We start from the raw sequence: 21,830 nt of genomic DNA on the forward strand, positions 1-21,830 counted from the left end.
GCGCCGTCGGAAGGTAGCCGCTTTGCCGCCATGCGCGGCTGTTGCAGCATCGGCAGGCCAATTCAGCCGTTCTGGATCGACACGGCACTTCTCATTGATTTCCGGGAAGCGCGCAGCGCAGCAGATGCGCTGGCGCCGCCGTCAGACGCGTGTCATTGCGAAGGAGATGCCGCCGGCACCGGCGTCAACAGCAGATCCTGGAAATCGAAACTGAAATCGGTCAGTGGCGAGATCGGCTCCATCCGCATCTCGCGCACTGCGCCATCGGGCGTCAGCGAGAAATTGACGAAGGCATCGGCATTCAAGGAGCGGTCGTCCCAGCGCACGATGAAGCTGTCGTGCTGCCAGTGCTCCAGCGTGCCGATCAGTTGTGCGGTCTTGGCAAACTGCAGGCGCAGCCGATCGCCGTCCTGGCGAATCACCACATCGCCGTACCACGGGTCGCGATAGGTGGCCGCATAACTGCGCAGCGGCAGCGAGGGCGTCGAGCGTGCGGCGCGCGCGTCCTGATGCTTCTTCCAGCTGGCGTCCGCGTCGCTGTCGGCCTTGCCCACCAGCTTGGCGTAGGCGGCGGTCCAATCGGTCGGCGGCACCTGCAAGAACGCATCCAGCACCTGGAAGGTCACTGCGTTGAACGCGGCGCCCACTTCCTGATTGGTCAACACCACCACGCCCAGTTTCTGATCCGGCAACAACGTCAGCCGCGACACCATGCCGGGCCAGCCGCCGGTGTGCCAGACCATGCGATGGCCACGGTAATCGCTCAGGCTCCAGCCCTCACCATAACCGGCGAAGTTCGGCCGCGCCGCGGCAAGCTCGGGCACTTGCACCTCGCCGATCGGGATCGGGGTGATCATCGACCACATTTCCTGCTGCCGCTTGGCGCTAAACAAGGGTTTGCCATCGGGCAGGACGCCGCCGGCCAGTTGCACATTCATCCATCGCGCCATGTCGTGCACGCTGGAATAGATGCCGCCGGCACCGGAGTTGTTGGACCAGGTCAGTGGCGCGACCGTGCGCAAGTCGGTGAAGTCGTACTTGGCATGTCCCACCGCAGCGTTATCGCCGGGTTGCAGGTGGTCGGCATTGAAACGCGTGCCGCGCATGCCCACCGGGCCGAAGATGCGTTGCTGCAGAAACGCCGCGTAGCTCTGTCCGGACACTTGCTCGATCACCTTCTGGGCGACCGCATAGAGAATGTTGTCGTACGCATAGCGGTCGCGGAAACCACCCTTCAGCGGCACCTTGGCCAGGCGCTGCACGACTTCTTCGGTGGTGTAGCTGGTGCTGGGCCAGAACAACAGATCGCCCGCGCCCAGACTCAGGCCGCTGCGGTGCGCCAGCAAATCGCGCACGCGCATCTCACCGCTCACATACGGGTCGGACATGCGAAACCACGGCAAATGGTCGATGACCTTGTCGTCGAGCGAGAGCTTGCCTTCGTCGGCCAGCATCGACAGCGATGCCGCAGTGAAGGCCTTGGTATTGGACGCAATCGCAAATAACGTGTCGGCCTGCACCGGCGCGGGCTTGCCGGTCTCGCGCACGCCGTAGCCGCGCTCCAGCACGATCTGGCCATCCTTGACGATGGCCACCGCAATGCCGGGCACATCGAACTGTTTGCGCACGCGTTCCATCTGCGCATCGAACTGCTGCATGCCGGCGGGAAGGTCGGCCGCGTGCGTTGTCGTCACCAAGCTTGCCACCATCAGCACGCCCCCACTCAGCCATCGGTTCAAGGTCACTGCATCAGCCTCAGATGTTTGGTCGGATCGATCCGTCGGCGCTGTCCAGCGACAACGGCTGCGGCGCGACCAGCACGCCATTGGCATCGGCATACAGCCAATGACCCGGCACGAAAGCCACGCCGGCAAAATTCACCGGCACCTCCACATCGCCCAGATTGCGTCGTTCGGTGCGGCGCGGGCAGGCGGCCAGCGCCAGCACGCCCAGCGGCAGTGTGGCCAGGATCTCGACATCGCGCACGCAGCCATGGATCAGCACACCGGCCCAGCCGTTCGCCACTGCATTGGCCGCAATCTGGTCGCCCAGTAGCGCGTGCTTCAGCGAGCCCTGCCCATCCACCACCAGCACGCGGCCATCGCCCGACGTGGCGGCCAGCTCGCGCACCCGCGAGTTGTCTTCGACACAGCGCACGGTGGCTATCGGCCCGGCGAATGCCGTCTGCCCGCCGAAGTGGCGAAACAACGGTTCGGCGATCGTCACTTCGGGGTAGCGGTCACACAGATCGGGCGTGGTCCAGGTCATCGGGGGCGTTCTCGCGCGGCAGAGCTGGCATGGTAGCCGGCTGCGGCAACGTGCGGGCGACCGGTGACGCGCGACACGGGCATGCAGGGGGGAGCGAAGGTACGCAGCACCTCGCTCTGCTGCCGTTTTGGGGTTGTTGCCGATGCGGAGCGTTCGCCATGCAGTGCTTACGGTGTGCTGGCCGTTTTGACGCGCGCTTGCGCCAGAAGCGCGCAAGGCGCCAGCCGAGAAAATCCCAAGACAGCCAACGCAAGGCGCCACGGCACAACCTCGGCGAAGCCACCACGCAACGTGCGCAAACAGGCAGGCTCTGCCATTGAAGACGCAATCGGCAGTGCATCGCAGTACAACCTTCTCATCGCACTGCGCGCGCCACGGCTATGATCGGCCGGCGCGTGTTGTCCCTGCTGAAGCATCCGCAATGGCGCGCGCCCCCGCCAGCGAGTATCCGCGCAATGACCGATCTGTTCGCATCTGCCCCACCCGCCCTCGACGGCATCCATATCGGCATCGGTGGCTGGGTCTATGCACCGTGGCGTGCAGGCATGTTCTATCCGGAAGGGCTGGTGCAGCGGCGCGAGCTGGAATATGCAAGCCGCCATGTCACCGCCATCGAGATCAATGGCACCTACTACGGCACGCAAAAGCCGACGACCTACGCAAAGTGGCGCGATGAGGTGCCGCCCGGATTCGTGTTTTCGGCCAAGGCTCCGCGCCGCATCACCCAGTCGCGCAAGCTGGGCGGCACCAAGGCGCAGGTGGAGGACTTCATCGGCGGCATTGTCGAGCTCGGCGACACCCTGGGGCCACTGGTATGGCAGTTCGAACAAGGGCACCGGTTGCAGACCGACGACCTGGACGCGTTTCTCTCGTTGCTGCCCAAACGTGCAGGCACGCGTGCGCTGCGCCATGTGCTGGAAATCCGCGACCACGATGCGGTAGATGCGTCGCTACTGACCCTGGTGCGTCGCCATGGCGTGGCCACGGTGTTCACCGACTCGGACGAGCATCCTTCGTTTGCGGATCTGTCCACCGATTTTGTCTACGCGCGCCTGATGCGTAGCCAGGCGCGCCTGCACGCGGGGTATCCGGCACCGGCATTGGCGCACTGGGCTGAGCGCATCCAGGCCTGGAGACGCGGCGACGACCCGGCCGATCTGCCGCATGTGGATGCGTCGACAGCGCCGGCACGTCAGCCACGCGAGGTCTTCGTGTTTTTCATCAGTGCGGCGAAAGAGCGCAATCCGGCGGCGGCGATGGCGTTGTTGAAAGACCTGTCGGCGCGTTAGCGCGGCTAGCAAACCGATTACGCAGTGCAGACGGCGTGGCCGGCGCTCGGCGCGGCACGTACCGCTCGCACACGCCGGTGCTGGGTGCGACATCCACACCCACCTGATGACTGCTCGCCAGGGTTGGTGGCCGCTCTTGGTCCGCGCATGATGTGCAATCCGCGATGAGTGATGCGGCAATGTTTGGGGGCAGCGTTGATCGCCGAGGTGAGGCGATCGATCGCGGCGTGATGTGCTGAGCCGCTCGTCGAATATCTTGCCGTGATGCGGGTTGACCGATGGCTGGCGACCGGTCGCGCGATGACTGCTCAGCTGTCACGTTGGCCATGCCTTTAACCTGCCTCTACGCCCCAACTTCGCTTCCTTCGCAGCGCCGATCAGGCAGTTTTCGGCGACAATGTCGCATGCCCACGACCGACCTGCGCAAGGCGCAACTGCAAATCCATTTCTGCGTGCTGCTTTGGGGCATCACCGCGATCCTGGGCAAGCTGATCACGCTGCAGGCGTTGCCGCTGGTGTGGTGGCGCATGTTGATCGTGGTGGTGGCGCTGGCCTTGTGGCCGCGCGTGTGGCGCGGGCTGCGCGGCGTATCCGGACGTGTGTTGCTCGGCTATTGCGGCATCGGCGCGCTGGTTGCCTTGCACTGGCTCACCTTCTACGGCGCGATCAAGCTGGCCAATGCATCGGTGGCGGCGACCTGTATCGCACTGGCGCCGGTGTTCACGGCGGTGATCGAGCCGTGGGTAACGCAACGCCCGTTCCGTCCGCGCGAACTGCTGTTCGGGCTGGCCGTGTTACCCGGCGTGGCGCTCGTGGTCGGCGGGGTGCCGGACGGCATGCGCGCCGGCGTGGTGGTGGGCGCGATTTCGGCGGTCTTCGTCGGGTTATTCGGCTCGCTCAACAAACGCATGGTGGCGCATGCCGACCCACTCACCGTCACCGCGCTGGAACTGGGCGCCGGCACGCTCACCTTGACGCTGCTCGCACCGGCGCTGCCGCTGCTATTGCCGGCCTTGCATGGCGATCTACTGGTCGTGCCCAGCCTGCACGACGGCGTGTTGCTGCTGGCGTTATCGCTGGCCTGCACCCTACTGCCGTTTGCGCTGGCGCTGGTGGCGCTGCGCCATCTCAGCGCCTATTCGGTGCAATTGGTGACCAATCTCGAACCGGTCTACGCCATCGTGCTGGCGATCGCGCTGCTGGGCGAACAACGCGAACTCACCCTGCAGTTCTATCTCGGCGTGGCGATCATTCTCGGCGCGGTCTTCCTGCATCCCGTATTGGAGCGTCGGCGCAAGGTGGTCCACCCGGAACTGCTGGGCACCGCCGAGGCGAAGAATATTGTCGACTGAGTTGCGCAGCGCAACTGCGGCAGGTCGCGCGGTTGCCAGGTCGGCGTCATCGGCAAGCGTCCAAACGCAGGCAATACGCGAACCGACTCCAACACCACCACCTGATCGCGCCCGCCACGCTTGGCCGCATACAAGGCCTGGTCGGCGCGCTTGATCACCGCCTCCACGGCTTCATGCGGGTGCAAGGCAGCCACGCCGATGCTCACGGTCACCGGTAGCGCGATCGTCATCGCTGCCACGCTTTGGCGCAGGTATTCGCACTGCACGCGCGCGCAGCAGATCCGCATTGGACAGCAGCAACACGAACTCTTCGCCGCCATAGCGGGCGATGGTGCCGGTACCGCCGACATGCGCGCGCAACAACGTGGAGAGCTCGCGCAGCACCACATCGCCCTGATCGTGCCCATGCACATCGTTGACGGTCTTGAACTGGTCCACGTCCAGCAGCGCCACCGACAGCGGCTGGCGCGCAGCGCGGGTCTGCTCGGTGGCCGCCGCCAAGGCCGCCGCAAACGCACGTCGATTGGGCAGACCGGTCAGCGGGTCGGTGCGGGTCTGTTCGACCAGGTCGGCGTTCAACGCATCCATCGCCGCGTAATAGCCGGCCATCTGCTGCTCGTACCAATCGCGCTCGTGCAATTGCTGGCGCAGCTGCTTGCCTGCCAGGCGCAGCTCAAACAAGTGCTAGGCCTGCCGCGATAATGCCTGCAGCGCCTGGCGCTGATCCTCGCGCAGATGCGCCGGGGTCTGATCGAACACGCACAGCGACCCCAACGCCATGCCCTGGCTGCTCACCAGCGGGCGCCGGCGTAGAAGCGCACCCCGCCGCTGCCGATCACCATCGGGTTGTCGTGGAAGCGCGGGTCCAACAAGGTGTCGTCCACCATCAGCACTTCGTCCGGACGCAGGATCGCGTGCGCACAGAACGAAATATCGCGTGGCGCTTCGCTGCGCGGTGCACCGTACGCAGACTTGAACCACTGGCGATCTTCGTCCACCAACACCACGGCTGCCATCTGCGTCTCGCACAGCGTGGAGGCGATCATGGTCAGGTCGTCGAACGCACGTTCGGCCGGCGAATCCAGCACGTCGTATTGGCGCAGCGCGGCCAGCCGCTCGGCCTCGTTGCTCGGCAATTCCGGTTTGATCACTGCCGCCCCCCGCTGGCTGTTATCGTCGAAAGTATGCAGGAGCCCAGGAAGCGCGACCATCGGGAAGCGCCCCACGCCGCAAGCCCCCACGCGTACCGTTCAGGCCGACGTCGGCCGTGTCGGCGCGGCCACACCCCTGGCATCCAGCAGCTGGCGAGCAGTCTCCAGATAAGGCACCCAGGCCACAGAGAACTGCAGTGTGCGACTGATGCGCATGCTGCCGAACACCGGCTGCGCTCGCCTCACAACACTGCAGTCGGCCCAGCAGAGGCGCTTACCAGTCGGTGCGTTGCGGCAGCAGGCCGCGCAGTTCCGCATCGCTGAGGTTGCGCCACTGTCCCGGCTTGAGCGCGGCCAGCTTGATGTTGTCGATGCGCACCCGGCGTAGTTGCGTGACCCGATAGCCGAACTCGGCGGCCATCAGGCGAATCTGCCGATTCAAGCCCTGCTCCAGCACGATGCGGAAGCCGAATTTGGCGATACGCGCGGTGCGGCACGGCAGCGTGGTTTCGTTGTGGATGCGCACGCCGCGCGCCATGCCACGCAGGAATTCGTCGGTGACCGGCTTGTTGACCGCCACCAGATATTCTTTCTGATGACGATTTTCCGCGCGCAGAATCTCGTTGACGATGTTGCCGTTGCTGGTCATCAGGATCAGCCCTTCGGACTCCTTGTCGAGCCGGCCGATCGGGAAAATGCGCTGCTCGTGGCCAACGAATTCGACGATATTGCCCTTGACCGAACTCTCGGTGGTGCAGGTGATGCCCACCGGTTTGTTGAGCGCGATGTACACGTGTTTGCGGCCGCCGAGCTTCTTGGCCTCGCGCACGCGCAGCGGCTGGCCGTCCACCAGCACGGTGTCTTCCTCGCCCACCACCGCGCCGGTGCCGGCAGGCACGCCATTGACGGTCACCCGCCGTTCGCCGATCAGGCGATCGGCCTCGCGGCGTGAGCAGAAGCCGGTTTCGGCGATGTATTTATTGAGTCGAGTGGTCATCGGACAATTATCGGCGATTTAGAGCAGGCCGTGCGCCATGCCGTCTGCCCAGACCAGCAATCGGCAGCAGGCAGTCGCTAGATACGCGTGCACGCAGCGCCGGTCTAATGCTGCGCGGAGTCGTTTGCTCAGGCGCCCTTAGCCAGACACGGCCACCAGCTGCGGCGTGTGCAGCAGCTCTTCCAGCGGGCACGGACGATGCAGGCTGAAGCCCTGCACCTGGCCCACGCCGGCTTCGCGCAGCCCGGGGATATCGGACTCCGATTCCACGCCCTCGGCGACCACTTCGATGCCCAGCGCCAGCCCGACCTGGGCGATCGAATGCACCGCTGCGCGATCCACCGCATCGTGCGCGTAGTTGCGGACAAAGCCGCAGTCGATCTTCAGCACGTCCACGGTGAATTGCTTGAGATAGCCGAACGAGGCCAGGCCGCTGCCGAAATCGTCCAGCGCCACGTGGCAGCCACGCGCACGCACGCTCTGCACGAAACGCTGCGCATGTTCCAGGTCGCCGATGACCGCAGTCTCGGTGATCTCCATGCATAGCTTCGGCACAAGCGCCGGGTAGCGCTCGAACAAGGCGCAGACGAAGTCGAGGAAATCCGGTTGCGCGATCGATTGCGCAGACAAATTGACGTGACACAGATCCAGCGCCGCCACATGCATCGGATTGGCCGACAACTGTGCGCACAACGATTCCAGCACGTAGGTATCGACCATGCGCCCCAACCCGTAACGCTCCACCGCCGGCAGGAATTCACCCGGGCTCAGCACCCGCCCGTCGCTGGCGCGCATGCGCACCAGCACCTCGTACTGCAGCCGCCCCGGGTCGCTCAGCACCTGAATCTTCTGCGCGTACAACAGCAGGCGTTCTTCGGCGATCGCCAATTGCACCGCACTGATCCAGCCACCGTCGTGGCGGCGCTGCGCCAGAGCCAGATCGTTTTCGTTGAAGCAGCGAATGCGGTTACGCCCTTCTGCCTTGGCCGCATGACAGGCCAGATCGGCGGCGGTCATCAAGGTATTCACGTCGCTGGCGCCCTGGAGGATCTCCACGACGCCAAAACTGCAGCTCGGCGTCAGCGGCCGCCCGCCCTGGTGGCTCCACGGTTGCCCGAGCACGCCGTGCATGCGCTCCAGCAAGGCACGCGCCTGCACCAGGTCGGTATTGGCCAACAGGATGGCGAATTCATCGCCGCCTAGACGCCCCAGCCAGTCGCCGGGACGCAGCTGCATGGTGATCACATCGGCGAAGTGGCACAGGAACTTGTCGCCGACGGCATGCCCGAAGGTGTCGTTGACCAGCTTGAAATGATCCAGGTCGACGAAACACAGCGCGTGGCACAGCTGCGGCGATTGCGGCGGCTCGATCAAACGCTGCAGCCGGCGTTCGATTTCATGCCGATTGATCAGCCCCGTCAGCCCATCGTGGCGTGCATGGAAGGCCACTTCGTCGGCCAGCTCGTGCGCGTGCGAGACATCTTCGATCACTGCGAGCACCAGCGTGGGTTCCTGCGGGCCCGGCTCCACCAGCGAGGCGCTCCAGCGGCCCCACATCACTCCGCCATCGGCACGTATAAAGCGCAGTTCGCCGGATTGCAGCAGCTTGGGCCAATCGAGCATGCCGCGACTGTCCAGCTTGATGTCTTCCGGATGCATCACCTCGGCCAGCGTGCAGGCCTGCAGCTCTTCCGGCCGGTAGAGCAGCACGCTGGCCATCGACGCGTTCGCATCGAGCACGTTGCCGCGCAGATCGAACTTGACCATGCCCAACGCCGCCTGCTGGAACGCGGTGCGGAAGCGGCCTTCGTGCGACAGCAGGTAATCGCCGATGCGCCGCATTGCCAGCACGCAGGTGATCAGCACCAGCAGCAAGGTCGCCAGGCTGCAGACCACCATCACATCGTGCAACAGCCGCGCGCAGCGGGTCAGGTACCCCAGGAATTCGGAAGCGTCGCGGCGCATGCGGCCGTCCAGCAGATTCAGCTCATCGCGCAATGCCTGCAGCGCGCGCGGATCCGGCCGGGCGGCGGCCTGCACCGAGGCGGCACGGTCGGCCAAGGCGCTCAGTTGCAGGATGCCGACGTCGGTGCGCTTCCACAGCGCAATGGCGTCGCCGAGATACGGAAACTGGTGCCCATAGCGATACAGCCGCACCATTTGCGGCATGTCCTCACGCGCATTGCGGCCAGCGCCCAGGCCGGCGTAGACCACGTCCCAATCGATGACCGGTTGTTCGATGGCCACGCGCGCCGCGCGGTCGCCCAGCGGTACGTCCAGTGCGCGGCAAGCGGCCTGCAGATCGGCCGTCTCGCCGCTGCCCAGGTAGCGCTCCATCCAGTACACCGATTCCTGCTGGGCGTTGGCCCAATGGCTTTGCCCGACGATCCAGGCGGTGGCGCCGGACTGGATTTCGATCACCAGCGCCGACACCACCGCCATGCAGACGGCGACACCGATCAAGAGCGCCAGAGGAAGCGTCAGCCAACCACGCACCAGGTACATGGTCTGTCCACCGCCCTTGCTGCGTGCTGCCTGCGCCATCGCCGTCCGTCCTTCGCCGCCCCAGTGCGATTCAGGCGCCCACTGGGCGCCTGAAGGCAGTAGCGGCCGCAACGGCCGGGTCTGTATGGCAAAACCCGCTCGGCGTACTGCAGGTCAGGTTAGCGACGCTGACTAGATCAGCCTGATCGCCAGCGCAGTGGAGCGCCGGAACGCCTCGCCGCTTTTGTATGCACATTCATGCATAGCGATACTAGGCAGCCGTACCGCCTACGGCGTCGCGCTGCAGGCAGCGCCGGCCATGCTTACTCGCCGCGCGGCTTCGGCGGACCCTTGCGGTGCGGTGCGCCAGCGCGGTCCATCGGACGGTTCGGACCATTCGGGCGCCCGGACGGCTTGCCGCCACGCGGGAAGCGCGGCTTGGACAGCGACGTGGCCGCTTCGCCCTCTTCCAGCTTGCGCATGTTGAGCTGCTGACCGGACACCCAGACCTTCTTCAGGTGGGTGAGCAGTTCGCGCGGCATGTCGGCCGGCAGATCCAGGATCGAATAATCGTCCTGGATGTCGATCCGGCCGATATAGCGGCTTTCCAGACCTGCTTCGTTGGCGATCGCGCCGACGATATTGGCCGGCTTCACGCCGTGGGTGTGGCCCACTTCGATGCGGTAGCTCTCCATGCCGAACTCCGGCTCGCCACGCGGGGCAGCCGGGTCGCGACGCGGACGCTCGCCACCGGCATCGTCGCCGCGCGGCGGACGTGCAGCGCGCTCGCCGTCGGCACGTGGGCCACGTTCGAACTTGGGTTCAAAACGCGGACGCTCACCACGGTCATTACGGTCGCCGCGGTCGGCACGCTCGTTGCGCTCGCGCGGGGCGAACTCTTCGCGTGCGCCACGCACCGGCGGGGTCAGCAGGAATGGCGCGTCACCCTGCAGCAGCTTGGCCATGGCGGCGGCGATATCGATCGCCGGCACGTTGTTTTCGGCCTCGTAGCGCTGCAGCAGATCGCGGTACATGTCGATCTGGCCACCGGCCAGCGTCTCGGTGATGCGGGTCATGAAACGTGCAACGCGGGTGTCGTTGACCGCATCCACGCTCGGCAGCTGCATCTCTTCGATCGGCTGACGGGTGGCGCGTTCGATCGAGCGCAGCATGCCCTTTTCGCGCGGGGTGACGAACAGGATCGCGTCGCCGGTGCGCCCGGCGCGGCCAGTGCGGCCGATCCGGTGCACGTAGCTTTCGGTGTCGTACGGAATGTCGTAGTTCAGCACGTGGCTGATGCGTTCCACGTCCAGGCCGCGTGCGGCCACGTCTGTAGCGACCAGGATGTCCAGCTTGCCGTCCTTGAGCTGGGCGATGGTCTTCTCGCGTGCGGCCTGCTGCATGTCGCCGTTGATGGCCGCCGCCGCCAGACCGCGCGCCTGCAGCTTCTGCGCCAGCTCTTCGGTACCGGCCTTGGTGCGCGCGAAGATGATCATGCCGTCGAACGGCTCGACCTCAAGAATGCGGGTCAGCGCATCCAGCTTGTGCAGGCCGCTCACCCACCAGTAGCGCTGGCGGATATTGGCCGAGGTGGTGGTCTTGGCCGCGATGGTGACTTCGGCCGGGTCCTTCAGATAGGTCTGCGCGATGCGGCGGATGGCCGGCGGCATGGTGGCCGAGAACAACGCCACCTGGCGCTTTTCCGGCAACTTCTTCAGCACCGCTTCGACGTCGTCGATGAAACCCATGCGCAGCATTTCGTCGGCTTCGTCCAGCACCAGCGTCTTGAGCTGGGACAGATCCAGCGTGCCGCGGTCCAGGTGATCGATCACCCGGCCCGGGGTACCGACCACCACATGCACACCGCGCTTGAGCGCGCTCAGCTGCTGGGCGTAGGGCTGGCCACCGTACACCGGCAGCACGCGGAAGCCGGGGATGGCTTCGGCATATTTCTGGAAGGCTTCGGCGACCTGGATAGCCAGTTCGCGGGTCGGGGCCAGCACCAGCGCCTGCGGCTTGAGCTGGTTCAGATCGGCGTTGGACAGTACCGGCAGCGCGAACGCGGCGGTCTTGCCGGTACCGGTCTGCGCCTGGCCGAGCACGTCGCGGCCGGCGAGCAACGCGGGAATGGTGGCGGCCTGGATCGGCGACGGCGACTCGTAGCCAACATTGGCAACGGCCTTCATCACAGCGTCCGAGAGGCCGAGGTCTGCAAACAGCAGCGGCGCGGGGGATTCTTGGGTCATGGGTAACTCCGGAGGCGCCGCACGGAGCCGGCAGGCGCAAAGCAGCATAGTGTGCCTCTTCAGCCCCCCTGCTGTCGAAATGTTCGTGACAGGCCATTCAGGTTGTGAGGAATTGCACGTTCGCGCGAATCATCCTGGCGTGCAAACCCTCCCTCCCACCCGATTGGAGCCATGCCCCTGGACACAGACCTGCAAGCCCGCTTCAGCACCCTGCTGCAGCAACACCGCGGCATCGTGCTGAAAGTGGCGGCAAGTTATTGCCACGACCGCGACGACCGCGACGAACTGGCGCAGGAAATCGCCACGCAATTGTGGCGGGCATTTCCCAGCTACGATCCGAGCCGGCGCTTTTCCACCTGGATGTACCGCATCGCCTTGAATGTGGCGATCAGCGATCTGCGCGGCCGCCGCCGCACGCCCGTCGAGCCGATCGCGCTCGACGCAGTCGTCGAGCGCATCGCCGATCCACTGGCGCACGCCCCAGTGCACGAGCAGCAGGTCGCCGCGCTATACGCCTTCATTGCGCAACAACCGCCGCTGGAACGCGCGCTGCTGTTGCTCTATCTGGACGAACACAGCTACCGCGAGATCGGCGAAGTGCTCGGCATCAGCGAAACCAATGTCGCCACAAAACTCAGCCGCCTGAAAACCCGCATTCGCGCCGAACTTTGACCCACCCCGATCCGCAACCGGAGCAAGACATGGAACTGGACGACATCGCCCGCGCCTGGCGTTCACTGGAACAGCGGCTGGACCAACAGACCGCACTCACCGGCCACCTGCTGGGCGCTATGCGCAGCCACGCAGTACGTGCGCAACTGCGTCCGTTGTGGCTGAGCCAATCGGCGCAGCTGCTGTGCGCCATCGCGCTGAGCGGCGTCATCGCCCATAGCTGGCTCCCGTTTGCCGATCAGGCGGCAGCGGTCATTGGTGGAGTGCTGCTGCAGATGTGGTGTGTTGCGCTGGCAGCCTCGGCAGCGCGTCAACTGTGGCTGTTGTCGCAGCTGGATTTCGCCAGGCCACTGCTGCAGACGCAGCGGGCGCTTGCGCAGCTGCGGCGCTGGCGCACGCGGGTGACACCATGGCTGGGCGTGGCGTTCTGGGTGTTGTGGGTGGCAGTGGCGGACGCTGCATGGCGCGCCCTCACCGGGGTGTCGCTGCCAAATGTCTGGCTGCTGTGCAACGTGCTGGTCGGGCTGCTCGGCGGCATCGGCACCTGGCTGGGCTATCGGCGGCTGCAGCACAGCGGCCAACCCTGGCTGGAACGCATCGACAACGCACATGCCGGCCGCAGCGTCGCCCGTACCGAAATCCTGCTGGAACAGATCGCGCGTTTCCAGCGCGAGTAGGCGGATAATCGCCGTCTCCCTGCGACCGAGCACACCATGCAATATCTGGAATTCGACCTGGACGGCGACCACATCGAACTCAACCAGTTGCTCAAGCTGGCCGGCATTGCCGACAGCGGCGGCCAGGGCAAGGCGATTGTGGCCAGCGGCGCGGTCAGCGTCGACGGCGTGCAGGAGCTGCGCAAGACCGCCAAGATCCGCCCCGGTCAGCTGGTGCAGTTGGAGGAGGTGGAAATTCGCGTGCTGGCACTGGACCCGGATGCGGACCCCGACGCATGAAGGTGGTAGAAATCGGCCAGCGCAACAACGCGCCTTCGGTCGACGATCCAACGCATGACGTCTATGTTTTTTCGATCGCCATCGATTCGGACAAACCGTTCTGGCTGGAGCAATCCATCCGCGGCGGGCATGCCGAGCGAGGCGGCTGCACAATGCTGGCCTTGCACGAACTGGACGCCTGGCCCGGCGGCTGGCGTGCAGATGTGACCAAGGCCGGCTGCGCGTGGGTGATTCCGATCCTGGAACAAGCCCTGCGCAGCAATGATGCGCAGGCGGCAATCGACGCGATCCTGGCGCAGGTTCGAGCGCCGGGTTGAACCGCACACCTGCCGGCGATGCTGCATCAAACGCCTAGCAGTGCCCGCACCAGTTTGACGATGCCCCAGAACGACACCACCCAGATGGCGCTACGCAGGTAGGGGATACCCGCGGCATACACCGGCACATAGGCCACGCGCGCCCACAGGTACAGCTGCACGCCGAGCGCTGTCTCTGCACTGGTGCGCCCGGCCACGCTCACCGCCAGCACCGCAGCCGCGAAGATCGGAAAGGTTTCCAGATAGTTGCGGAACGCGCGGTCCAGCCGTGCGGCCACGCCGGTGAGCGGCTTGGCGTCGCCATCGCGTGCGCTGGCGTTCCACTTGGTGCCGCGCTGGGCGGTCATGCTGGCCGAGGCAGCCAGCAATTGCACAAGCCCGAGCACCATCGCCCAGCCCAGCGTTTGCAGTTCGATGGTCAGTTGCATACGTCTCTCCCAGCCGATGGAAACATCATTTCACCGCCGTGCGCAGGCTGTAACCGGCCAGACGCCAGGTCTTGTCTTCGTCCAGACGGAACGACACCAGCTCGCGTACCGGCTGCTGCGCCTTGGCGAAGCGGGTCGGGAAGCTGACGTTGACGTACAGGCCTTCGGGCACCTGCGCGCCGGGGCCGTACTTGACCCGCGTCACCGAGCCCTGGCCGCGACCGACCACCGCGCCAAGCCGCACGCGTTCGGTGCCGATCTGGCTGACGAAGACGTCGCGCTTGACGGCGGTCTTGGCGACCTTGGACGCGCCATCCCACAACGAGGCGACCTGGTTGCCGTCCACCATCTGCGCCACGCGCAACGCGGCCTGGGTCATCTCGGTGTTCTGCTTGGTCAGCTGCGCCTCCTGCGCGGGGCTGAGCGCCGGCTGGCCGACCGGCGCTCCTGACGCTGCAGCTGCCGACTGCGCCGCAACCGGCTTAGCGGCGCGGCTGGCGGGCTGCGGTTGTTGAGCGAACGCCAGCGCTGGAGCCAGTGCCAACGCGATAAGCAGACAGGAACGAAACATGGGACGGGGACCTTGTACGGATCGGGTGGAAGGAGAAACACCAGGCATCTTTCAGTGCGTAGCGCAGTCTAGGATGCCACCTGCACAACACAAGTACCGGATGCAGTTGCGGGGTGGCGCAGAAGGCAGACCATGGCAAGCGGCCGCGCGGAGCTGGTGGACGAAGCACGCATCGAGCGCGCAAGCGGCAAGCACGGAACTCTGGCCACGGGCGCACTCGCTTGAAGCAATCAGGTCTGGCAGCGGCGCTTTCATCCTTGTATCTGGAGTCGCAAACGCTGTGGATAGCAGCGTCGAATGGATACCGAGGATCGCGCGGCAACGTGGTGGAAGTCCCTCGCTCATCCCGGGCAAAGCCGCGCATCCCTTGGCGACCGCAACGCCGTTTTCTACTCGATCTAGTTTCTACTCGATCTAGACTTCGCCCCCGGGAGCTGGTGGCACGGCCGCCACAGCACGCGGTCGCCACAGACGCCAACTGACCCAGAAGGCACGCGCAATCGCGGCAATCACCCCCGCCAGACTCATCCACATCGCCAGTGTCGCCGGCCACTGTTCGTGCATGGCGGCAGCGGCCACACGCAGCAACTCAGCCACACCGAAGCCCACCAGCACCAACAGAGCCGACGGTAAATATGCCAGTAACACCCCTTTGGTCTTGCCTCGCATAAGCCCTCCCCGGCTCAGTCGTGATGCAGCGACGATAGGCAGCGTGGAGTGCGGTACGCGTGAAGCCCGCCACGGCTCTCAGCCTTCGGGATGCGTGGCTGATCGCGGCTCGACCTGGGCGGCATCCTGCGCCGGCGTGGAATCTGGCGCAGCTGTGGACTCGGCAGCGCCTGCCGCACCGCCCTGGGCCTCGCTGGTCTGCGCTTGGTCACTGCGCGCCTGACCGGTTTGCGGCTGGCCGTTATCCGCCTCACCGGTCCGGGTCTCGGCCGTTGGGCTGGCCGGCGGCAGGGCCGCGGCATCGGTTTCGGCCAGCGGGCTTTCTTCCGGACAGGCCGCATCGGGGAAGCCGAAGCGCTGCTTCAAGGCCAGCCCGCAGGCGTTGACCGCATCCAGATCCGCGCCCTCGCCTTTGCACTTTTGATCGAAGGTCACCAAAAACGCGTCCTTGCGCCGCACGAAGGCATCGCCGCACTTGCGCATCTGGCGGATGCGTTCCAGATCGTCCTGCACGGCGTTGGTGCCGTCCAGGCCGTATTCGTGCAGTTCTTCAATCGTGAGCAGGCGCAGGCTGCGGTTGGGCACGGTCATCATCAGATCGGCCACCGCCACGGCCACGCCGTTGCGCTCCAGGTAATCCTTGACGTTGCCATAGACCTCGCGCAATTCCCGATTGAGCTCTGCCCGCGACGTCGCCTTGGAGCTGATCCGCATCATGCGGTGAATGCCGACCTTGCCGGCGACCAGGCGGTTGTCGCCAGCCGCCAGCACGAACACACAGGCGCTATGGCAGATGGAGCCTTCGCGCACCCAGATGGTCCAGTTGGATTCGCCGATGGTGTCGCCGGCGCGGATCGCCGCCTCCACCTGCCCGCCGCTGGAATCCAGATCCAGGATGCGATGCGGCAACCCCAACTGCTCGGCCACCGCCGCAAGCCGCCACACCAGCGCCGCAAAGCCGGCATTGATCTTGCCCGCGTAGCGCACCCGCACCAGCCCGGTCTCGCGGCACGGCGCCAACGCAGCTTCCACGCTGGCCCGGTCCAGCGCCGGCAGCAAGGTGCCATCGCCGGCTTCCTTGCCGTAATCGGTGGCGCAGCTGATCCAGGCCTGGCCCGACTCCAGTTGCGCCTGCAGCCAACCCGGCTCGCCGATCTGCGCACGCTGGCGTGGCGGCGGTATCGGGTCGGGCGTATCGACCGACACCATATGGTCGCCATCGCCCGCCTGCCCTGCACCATTCTGCTGCGCAACCGATGCATCGGCAGAGGTCGCCGAACGCTCGCAGGCGGCTAGCAGGAGCAAGCAGGCAAGTGACAGGCAAGCCGATTTCACCATGATGTGGGGCACGCACCGCGACGGAGATCACCAGGAGTCTATGGCTGAATGGACTCATGGGTTGACCCGGCCATGAACGCGCAGACCCGCCGCAACCCTGTCCGAAAACGGCCAGCCGGTGCTGTGGCAAGCGCATAGACTGGCGCCATGCAGACCGCAACGCCCGACCGAACCCAATGCGACCGCGCCCGCCTGGCGCGCGATGCACGCTTCGACGGACTGTTTTTCACCGCCGTGCGCAGCACCGGCATCTATTGCCGCCCGGTGTGTCCGGCACCGCCACCGAAGCCGGCCAATGTCAGTTACTACCCCACTGCTGCGGCGGCCAGTGCGGCTGGGTATCGGCCGTGCCTGCGCTGCCGGCCGGAGCTGTCGCCGCAAGCGCAGCAGCATCTGGGCGAAGAAAGCGTGCAGCGCGCATTGGCGATGATTGCCGACGGCGCGCTGCAGGAGCAGCCGGTGCAGACGCTGGCCGATGCGGTGGGCTTGAGCGCGCGCCAACTGCAACGGCAATTCGTGCGGCAGTTGGGCGCCACGCCGATCCAGGTGCATGGCACGCATCGGTTGCTGCTGGCCAAGCAGTTGCTGACCGAAACCGCCTTGCCGGTCACCGAGGTCGCGCTGGCAGCGGGCTTCAATAGCCTGCGCCGCTTCAATGCCGCCTTTCTGCAGGGCTGCGGCATGCCGCCGTCGGCCTTGCGCAAGCAGCGTGGCGAAGTACCGGGCGGCGAACTGACCCTGCGCCTGGGCTATCGCCCGCCGCTGGATCTGCCGGCGATGCTGGCATTTTTGCAGCGCCGTGCGATTCCGGGCATCGAGCAGGTCGATGCGAACGGCTACCGTCGCGTGATCGGCCCGCCGGGCAAGGCCAGCGTGATCGAGGTCAGCGCGGCACCGCAGCGTGCGGAACTGCTGTTGCGCATCGGTGCCACCGACCCGCGGCAGATTCTGCAGATCGTGCGGCGCGTACGCAGGCTGTTCGATTTGGATGCCGACCTGCAGGCCGTGCATGCCACGCTTGCGCCGGAACCCCTGCTGGCCGAGGCGATCGCACGCCGACCCGGCCTGCGCGTGCCCGGTGGCTGGGACGGCTTCGAGGTGGCGGTGCGTGCGGTGCTGGGCCAGCAGATCAGCGTGGCCGGCGCGGCAACGCTGGCAGCGCGGCTGGTCCACCGTCATGGCGGCCATCATGCCGACATGCCCCCCGGCCTGGCCCGCAGTTTCCCCACGCCTGCACAGCTGGCCGACGCGCCGCTGGAACAGCTCGGGCTGCCCCGTGCGCGCGCCGCGACGCTGCGTGCATTGGCATCCGCCTGCGTGCAAGGCCAGCTGCACTTCGGTGCCGGGCAGCGCCTGCCCGACTTCATCGCCGCCTGCACCGCACTGCCCGGGATCGGTCCGTGGACCGCGCACTACATCGCCATGCGCGCGCTCTCGCATCCGGATGCGTTTCCCGCCGGCGATCTGATCCTGCAACAGGTCCTCGGCGCGCCGGCGCGTTTGAGCGAACGCGCCACCGAAGCGCGTTCGCAGGCATGGCGCCCATGGCGCGCGTATGCCGTGTTGCACCTGTGGCATCTCGCCGTCGATCGCAAGGACACCCGCCCATGAATACGCTCTACTACGACACCTTCCCCTCGCCGATCGGCGCGCTCAGCGTGGCCGCCGACGACACCGGCGTGCACCACATCCTGTTCGCGCAAAACCGCTACGACGCCATCGGCCGTGCGCGCTGGCTGCACGACCCCGACGCGCCGCTGGTGCGCGCAGCACGCGAACAACTGCTCGATTACCTGCATGGCGGGCGACGCAGTTTCGATCTGCCGCTGGCGCCGACCGGCACGCCGTTTCAGCTCAGCGTCTGGCGCACCCTGGCGCAGATTCCGTTCGGGCAGACCTGGAGTTATGCGCAACTCGCGCAGGCGGTAGGCCGCCCCGCCGCGAGCCGCGCAGTGGGTGCTGCCAACGGACGCAATCCGCTACCGATCGTGCTGCCCTGCCACCGCGTGATCGGCGCCAATGGCGCGTTGACCGGCTTCGGCGGTGGCCTGCCGACCAAGCAGGCGCTGTTGCAGTTGGAAGGTTGGTCGCCACCTCGCGCCGCACCTGCCGACGATCTGTTCACTCCTGCATCCGCACTGCGCAATGCCTGACTTCGCGAGGTTATCGCTGCATCGTAAACTGGCGACATGATCGACCGACGTTTTGGAATTGCCGCAGCGGCGCTTGCGCTGCTTGCGGCCTGTAGCAGCCAGCCATACTTGCGCAGCGTGCCCACGCCGCTGCCACCCGCGGCAGCGGCGGCCGCCTCGGTGAGCAACGCATCCGCCAACGCACCGCATACCCTGCTGCTGATCTCCATCGACGGCCTGCGCGCCGACATGCTCGATCGCGGCATCACGCCGACCCTGTCGCAACTGGCACGCGCAGGCGTGCGTGCGCGCTGGATGACGCCGTCATATCCGTCGCTGACGTTTCCCAATCACTACACCTTGGTCACCGGCCTGCGCCCGGATCACCACGGCATCGTGCACAACAGCATGCGCGACCCGACGCTTGGCGGTTTTTGGCTGAGCAAGCCCGACGCAGTGGGCGATGCACGCTGGTGGGGCGGCGAACCCGTGTGGGTGGGCGTGGAAAAGACCGGCCAGCATGCAGCGACTTGGTCCTGGCCCGGTAGCGAAGCGGCGATCAAGGGCGTGCGCCCATCGCAGTGGCGCCATTACGAAAAAGGCGTGAGCCTGGACATGCGTGTGGGCGCGGTGCGGAACTGGTTGAAAACTGACGGTGCTCAGCGCAATCGCCTGGTCACGCTGTACTTCGAACACGTGGACGAAGCCGGCCACGACCACGGCCCGGAATCGCGCGAGTACGCCGACGCCGTGCACACGGTAGACGCTGCAATCGGCAGGCTGCTGGACGGCATGCAACGCGATGGCACGCGTGCACGCACCAACATCATCGTGGTCTCCGACCACGGCATGGCCGAGGTTGCGCCGGGGCACGCGATCAGCGTGGAAGACATCGCACCGCCGCAGATCGCCACCGCCATCACTGACGGCCAGGTGATCGGTTTCGAGCCGATGCTCGGGAAACAGACGGCTGCCGACGCCAGCTTGCTTGGTAAACACCCGCAGTACGACTGCTGGCGCAAGGCCGAGCTGCCGGCGCGCTGGCATTACGGCAGCCACCCGCGCATTCCGCCGATCGTGTGCCAGATGCACGAAGGCTGGGATGCACTATTGCCCGACAAACTCGCCAAGCGTGCGCGGCAAGGCTCGCATGGCTTCGATCCGGGGTTGCCGTCCATGCGTGCAGTGTTCCTGGCGCAAGGCCCGGACCTGGCGCAGGGCAGGACACTGCCGGACTTCGACAATGTGGATGTCTACCCACTGATGACCCGGCTGCTGGGTATCCCCGCCGCGCCCAACGATGGCAACCCGGCCACCTTGCTGCCGGCCTTGCGGGTGCCGCCGGCCACCGGCATCGAATAGCTGCGGCAGGCATCGTCAGCACGGTGCCGAGCATGCATGCGCACCTGTGCGTCAGCATTGATATCTCCCGCATAAAGACGCTGTTCCGCCTCGCTGCTACGCGCATTGATGCCGGCCACACGGGGCAGGACTGTGGATGGCTGCAGACCCGTCTGCCGCCAGGGAGTGCGACAATGGTGCTATGTCTGCTTCCAATCCCCCGCCGCATCGCCTGCGGCCGCTGTTGTCCAGCGAAGGCTGGCGTCGTCGCGCTGCACTGTGGGGCGGCGCAATTGCGGTGGCGCTGGTGGCGATCGTGTTCGCCAAGGCCAGCGACGCGGCCTTCCATCTTTTTCAACGCATTACCGCACACTCGATCTGGTGGTCATTGCTGCTGACGCCGGGCATTTTCGCTCTGCTCGCCTGGCTCACCTCCGGTGCGCTACGGCCCACGCGCGGCAGCGGCATCCCGCAGGTCATCGCCGCGCTGGAGCATCCGGACCCGGCATTTCGCGACAGCAATCTGTCGCTGCGCGTATCGCTGGGCAAACTTGCATTGACCACGCTGTCGCTGCTCGGCGGCGCATCGGTCGGGCGCGAGGGACCCACCGTGCATGTGGGCGCCAGCCTGATGCATGTGTTCGGGCGCTGGTTCGGTTTTCATGATCCACGCGAGCTCTCGCACTTTCTGCTCGCTGGCGGCGCCGCCGGTATCGCGGCGGCCTTCAACACGCCGCTGGCCGGCGTGGTGTTTGCGATCGAAGAATTGAGCGGGCGCTTCGAGCATCACTTCTCCGGCACGTTGCTCACTGCGGTGATCGTCGGCGGCGTGGTGTCGCTGGGTCTGTTGGGCAGCTACACCTATTTCGGCAAGGTGGCGGTGACCCTGCCGCTGGGTCAGGCGTGGTTGGCGATCGCGCTGTGCGGCAGCGTGGCCGGGTTGCTTGGCGGCGTGTTCGCGCGGATGGTGCTGGCCAGCGTCAGCGGTAAACCGCGCTGGTTGGGGGCGCTGCGTCAACGGCATCCGGTGCTGCTGGCCGCGTTGTGCGGCGTCGCCCTGGTCGGGCTCGCGCTGGTATTCGGGCAAGGCGCGTTCGGCACCGGCTACGAGCAGGCACGCAGCCTGGTACAGGGGCACGCGGTGGTTGGCCACGAATTCGGCCTGATGAAACTCATCGCCAATCTGGTCTCGTATCTGGCCGGCATCCCGGGCGGCCTGTTCTCGCCCGCATTGGCGGTCGGTGCCGGCATCGGCCACAACCTGTCGGTGTTGATGCCCAGCGTGGACCCGCGCACCTTCGTGCTGCTGGGCATGTGCGCCTACCTGACCGGCGTGACCCAGGCACCGCTGACCTCGGCGGTGATCTCGCTGGAACTCACCGACACCAGCCAGATGCTGCTGCCGATCCTGGCCACCGTGCTGATTGCGCGCGCGGTGTCCGGGCTGGTGTGCAAGACGCCGATCTATCGCGGCCTGGCCGAGCAGTTGTTGGCCGTGCCGGTGCCCGCGACCGCTGCAGAGCGCGCGTCAACGTCGCGGCTCCAGACATTGGCCGGAAACAGCGGCCAGGACGACGCCCCACCACGAACATAAGCTGCCGCACCGCTCGCCAGCGGTG

The 21,830-nt window shown here is 66.1% G+C and carries 19 protein-coding genes and 1 pseudogene; 10 read left to right on the plus strand and 10 right to left on the minus strand.

Going from position 1 to position 21,830, the window contains the following annotated elements; all coding sequences use genetic code 11:
* Positions 1 to 152 precede the first annotated feature (152 nt).
* Positions 153 to 1,745 carry a serine hydrolase gene (locus XBLMG947_RS09400; protein ID WP_484606922.1) on the minus strand — a complete coding sequence of 531 codons (1,593 nt, stop codon included), beginning with the start codon at positions 1,743 to 1,745 and terminating at the stop codon, positions 153 to 155.
* 10 nt (positions 1,746 to 1,755) lie between these two features.
* Positions 1,756 to 2,268, minus strand: coding sequence for a ribonuclease E activity regulator RraA (rraA, locus tag XBLMG947_RS09405; protein WP_065468029.1), 513 nt, complete (start codon positions 2,266 to 2,268; stop codon positions 1,756 to 1,758).
* A gap of 455 nt (positions 2,269 to 2,723) precedes the next feature.
* Between rraA and XBLMG947_RS09410 the strand changes: the two genes are divergently transcribed.
* Entirely contained in the window at positions 2,724 to 3,557 is an 834-nt protein-coding gene (locus tag XBLMG947_RS09410) for a DUF72 domain-containing protein (RefSeq protein WP_065468161.1), read from the plus strand.
* A 404-nt stretch (positions 3,558 to 3,961) separates the two neighbouring features.
* The gene (locus tag XBLMG947_RS09415; RefSeq protein ID WP_065468031.1) at positions 3,962 to 4,909 is read left to right on the plus strand and encodes a DMT family transporter; all 948 of its coding nucleotides are present in this window, start codon (positions 3,962 to 3,964) and stop codon (positions 4,907 to 4,909) included.
* A gap of 86 nt (positions 4,910 to 4,995) precedes the next feature.
* On the opposite strand, the pseudogene XBLMG947_RS09420 reads toward XBLMG947_RS09415, so the two are convergent.
* The 4 genes and pseudogenes from XBLMG947_RS09420 to XBLMG947_RS09435 form a co-directional block, all read right to left on the minus strand.
* Positions 4,996 to 6,120, minus strand: a pseudogene (locus XBLMG947_RS09420) (GGDEF domain-containing protein); the annotation flags it as partial.
* 214 nt (positions 6,121 to 6,334) lie between these two features.
* The gene (locus tag XBLMG947_RS09425) at positions 6,335 to 7,057 is read right to left on the minus strand and encodes a pseudouridine synthase (RefSeq protein ID WP_065468032.1); all 723 of its coding nucleotides are present in this window, start codon (positions 7,055 to 7,057) and stop codon (positions 6,335 to 6,337) included.
* Positions 7,058 to 7,195: 138 nt separating this feature from the next.
* Positions 7,196 to 9,601: a putative bifunctional diguanylate cyclase/phosphodiesterase gene (locus XBLMG947_RS09430; protein WP_065468033.1), complete on the minus strand. Its 2,406-nt coding sequence runs from the start codon at positions 9,599 to 9,601 to the stop codon at positions 7,196 to 7,198.
* Positions 9,602 to 9,864: 263 nt separating this feature from the next.
* Positions 9,865 to 11,787: a DEAD/DEAH box helicase gene (locus tag XBLMG947_RS09435; RefSeq protein ID WP_065468035.1), complete on the minus strand. Its 1,923-nt coding sequence runs from the start codon at positions 11,785 to 11,787 to the stop codon at positions 9,865 to 9,867.
* A 171-nt stretch (positions 11,788 to 11,958) separates the two neighbouring features.
* On the opposite strand from XBLMG947_RS09435, the gene XBLMG947_RS09440 reads away from it, so the two are divergent.
* The 4 genes from XBLMG947_RS09440 to XBLMG947_RS09455 are packed head-to-tail and all read left to right on the plus strand — an operon-like array spanning position 11,959 to position 13,732.
* The gene (locus tag XBLMG947_RS09440; protein ID WP_065468037.1) at positions 11,959 to 12,459 is read left to right on the plus strand and encodes an RNA polymerase sigma factor; all 501 of its coding nucleotides are present in this window, start codon (positions 11,959 to 11,961) and stop codon (positions 12,457 to 12,459) included.
* Between the two features lie 29 nt (positions 12,460 to 12,488).
* Complete coding sequence (locus tag XBLMG947_RS09445; protein ID WP_065468039.1) at positions 12,489 to 13,136, plus strand: hypothetical protein; 648 nt, start codon at positions 12,489 to 12,491, stop codon at positions 13,134 to 13,136.
* 36 nt (positions 13,137 to 13,172) lie between these two features.
* Complete coding sequence (locus tag XBLMG947_RS09450; RefSeq protein ID WP_065468041.1) at positions 13,173 to 13,415, plus strand: RNA-binding S4 domain-containing protein; 243 nt, start codon at positions 13,173 to 13,175, stop codon at positions 13,413 to 13,415.
* On the plus strand, positions 13,412 to 13,732 hold the full coding sequence (locus XBLMG947_RS09455; protein ID WP_065468043.1) for a hypothetical protein: 321 nt from the start codon (positions 13,412 to 13,414) through the stop codon (positions 13,730 to 13,732). Before XBLMG947_RS09450 ends, XBLMG947_RS09455 begins: the two co-directional genes overlap by 4 nt.
* 26 nt (positions 13,733 to 13,758) lie before the next feature.
* Here the strand turns inward: XBLMG947_RS09455 and XBLMG947_RS09460 are convergent, their stop codons facing one another.
* The 4 genes from XBLMG947_RS09460 to XBLMG947_RS09475 form a co-directional block, all read right to left on the minus strand.
* On the minus strand, positions 13,759 to 14,160 hold the full coding sequence (locus XBLMG947_RS09460) for an MAPEG family protein (RefSeq protein ID WP_065468045.1): 402 nt from the start codon (positions 14,158 to 14,160) through the stop codon (positions 13,759 to 13,761).
* A gap of 25 nt (positions 14,161 to 14,185) precedes the next feature.
* Complete coding sequence (locus XBLMG947_RS09465) at positions 14,186 to 14,731, minus strand: DUF4019 domain-containing protein (protein WP_065468047.1); 546 nt, start codon at positions 14,729 to 14,731, stop codon at positions 14,186 to 14,188.
* 414 nt (positions 14,732 to 15,145) lie between these two features.
* Positions 15,146 to 15,400: a hypothetical protein gene (locus tag XBLMG947_RS09470; RefSeq protein WP_065468049.1), complete on the minus strand. Its 255-nt coding sequence runs from the start codon at positions 15,398 to 15,400 to the stop codon at positions 15,146 to 15,148.
* 78 nt (positions 15,401 to 15,478) lie between these two features.
* On the minus strand, positions 15,479 to 16,738 hold the full coding sequence (locus XBLMG947_RS09475; RefSeq protein WP_065468163.1) for a COG3904 family protein: 1,260 nt from the start codon (positions 16,736 to 16,738) through the stop codon (positions 15,479 to 15,481).
* 147 nt (positions 16,739 to 16,885) lie between these two features.
* On the opposite strand from XBLMG947_RS09475, the gene XBLMG947_RS09480 reads away from it, so the two are divergent.
* From XBLMG947_RS09480 to XBLMG947_RS09495, 4 genes are all read left to right on the plus strand, one after another.
* Positions 16,886 to 18,349: an AlkA N-terminal domain-containing protein gene (locus XBLMG947_RS09480; RefSeq protein ID WP_065468051.1), complete on the plus strand. Its 1,464-nt coding sequence runs from the start codon at positions 16,886 to 16,888 to the stop codon at positions 18,347 to 18,349.
* Positions 18,346 to 18,891 (plus strand): methylated-DNA--[protein]-cysteine S-methyltransferase, encoded by a 546-nt coding sequence (locus XBLMG947_RS09485; protein WP_065468052.1) that lies wholly within the window; start codon positions 18,346 to 18,348, stop codon positions 18,889 to 18,891. Before XBLMG947_RS09480 ends, XBLMG947_RS09485 begins: the two co-directional genes overlap by 4 nt.
* A gap of 36 nt (positions 18,892 to 18,927) precedes the next feature.
* Positions 18,928 to 20,232 carry an alkaline phosphatase family protein gene (locus XBLMG947_RS09490; protein WP_065468053.1) on the plus strand — a complete coding sequence of 435 codons (1,305 nt, stop codon included), beginning with the start codon at positions 18,928 to 18,930 and terminating at the stop codon, positions 20,230 to 20,232.
* Between the two features lie 181 nt (positions 20,233 to 20,413).
* Complete coding sequence (locus XBLMG947_RS09495; protein WP_065468055.1) at positions 20,414 to 21,805, plus strand: chloride channel protein; 1,392 nt, start codon at positions 20,414 to 20,416, stop codon at positions 21,803 to 21,805.
* Positions 21,806 to 21,830: the final 25 nt, after the last annotated feature.

It is taken from the genome of Xanthomonas bromi, assembly GCF_900092025.1.
GTDB classification, from domain to species: Bacteria; Pseudomonadota; Gammaproteobacteria; order Xanthomonadales; family Xanthomonadaceae; genus Xanthomonas; species Xanthomonas bromi.

Excerpts from the sequence above, each read along its gene's own strand:
- XBLMG947_RS09495 (WP_065468055.1), top strand. The coding sequence starts at position 20,414 with ATGTCTGCTTCCAATCCCCCGCCGCATCGCCTGCGGCCGCTGTTGTCC.
- XBLMG947_RS09490 (WP_065468053.1), top strand. The coding sequence starts at position 18,928 with ATGATCGACCGACGTTTTGGAATTGCCGCAGCGGCGCTTGCGCTGCTT.
- XBLMG947_RS09430 (WP_065468033.1), bottom strand. The coding sequence starts at position 9,601 with ATGGCGCAGGCAGCACGCAGCAAGGGCGGTGGACAGACCATGTACCTG.
- XBLMG947_RS09465 (WP_065468047.1), bottom strand. The coding sequence starts at position 14,731 with ATGTTTCGTTCCTGTCTGCTTATCGCGTTGGCACTGGCTCCAGCGCTG.
- XBLMG947_RS09440 (WP_065468037.1), top strand. The coding sequence starts at position 11,959 with ATGCCCCTGGACACAGACCTGCAAGCCCGCTTCAGCACCCTGCTGCAG.
- XBLMG947_RS09470 (WP_065468049.1), bottom strand. The coding sequence starts at position 15,400 with ATGCGAGGCAAGACCAAAGGGGTGTTACTGGCATATTTACCGTCGGCT.
- XBLMG947_RS09480 (WP_065468051.1), top strand. The coding sequence starts at position 16,886 with ATGCAGACCGCAACGCCCGACCGAACCCAATGCGACCGCGCCCGCCTG.
- XBLMG947_RS09485 (WP_065468052.1), top strand. The coding sequence starts at position 18,346 with ATGAATACGCTCTACTACGACACCTTCCCCTCGCCGATCGGCGCGCTC.
- XBLMG947_RS09445 (WP_065468039.1), top strand. The coding sequence starts at position 12,489 with ATGGAACTGGACGACATCGCCCGCGCCTGGCGTTCACTGGAACAGCGG.
- XBLMG947_RS09475 (WP_065468163.1), bottom strand. The coding sequence starts at position 16,738 with ATGGTGAAATCGGCTTGCCTGTCACTTGCCTGCTTGCTCCTGCTAGCC.
- XBLMG947_RS09415 (WP_065468031.1), top strand. The coding sequence starts at position 3,962 with ATGCCCACGACCGACCTGCGCAAGGCGCAACTGCAAATCCATTTCTGC.
- XBLMG947_RS09455 (WP_065468043.1), top strand. The coding sequence starts at position 13,412 with ATGAAGGTGGTAGAAATCGGCCAGCGCAACAACGCGCCTTCGGTCGAC.
- XBLMG947_RS09450 (WP_065468041.1), top strand. The coding sequence starts at position 13,173 with ATGCAATATCTGGAATTCGACCTGGACGGCGACCACATCGAACTCAAC.
- XBLMG947_RS09425 (WP_065468032.1), bottom strand. The coding sequence starts at position 7,057 with ATGACCACTCGACTCAATAAATACATCGCCGAAACCGGCTTCTGCTCA.
- XBLMG947_RS09410 (WP_065468161.1), top strand. The coding sequence starts at position 2,724 with ATGACCGATCTGTTCGCATCTGCCCCACCCGCCCTCGACGGCATCCAT.
- XBLMG947_RS09460 (WP_065468045.1), bottom strand. The coding sequence starts at position 14,160 with ATGCAACTGACCATCGAACTGCAAACGCTGGGCTGGGCGATGGTGCTC.
- XBLMG947_RS09435 (WP_065468035.1), bottom strand. The coding sequence starts at position 11,787 with ATGACCCAAGAATCCCCCGCGCCGCTGCTGTTTGCAGACCTCGGCCTC.
- rraA (WP_065468029.1), bottom strand. The coding sequence starts at position 2,268 with ATGACCTGGACCACGCCCGATCTGTGTGACCGCTACCCCGAAGTGACG.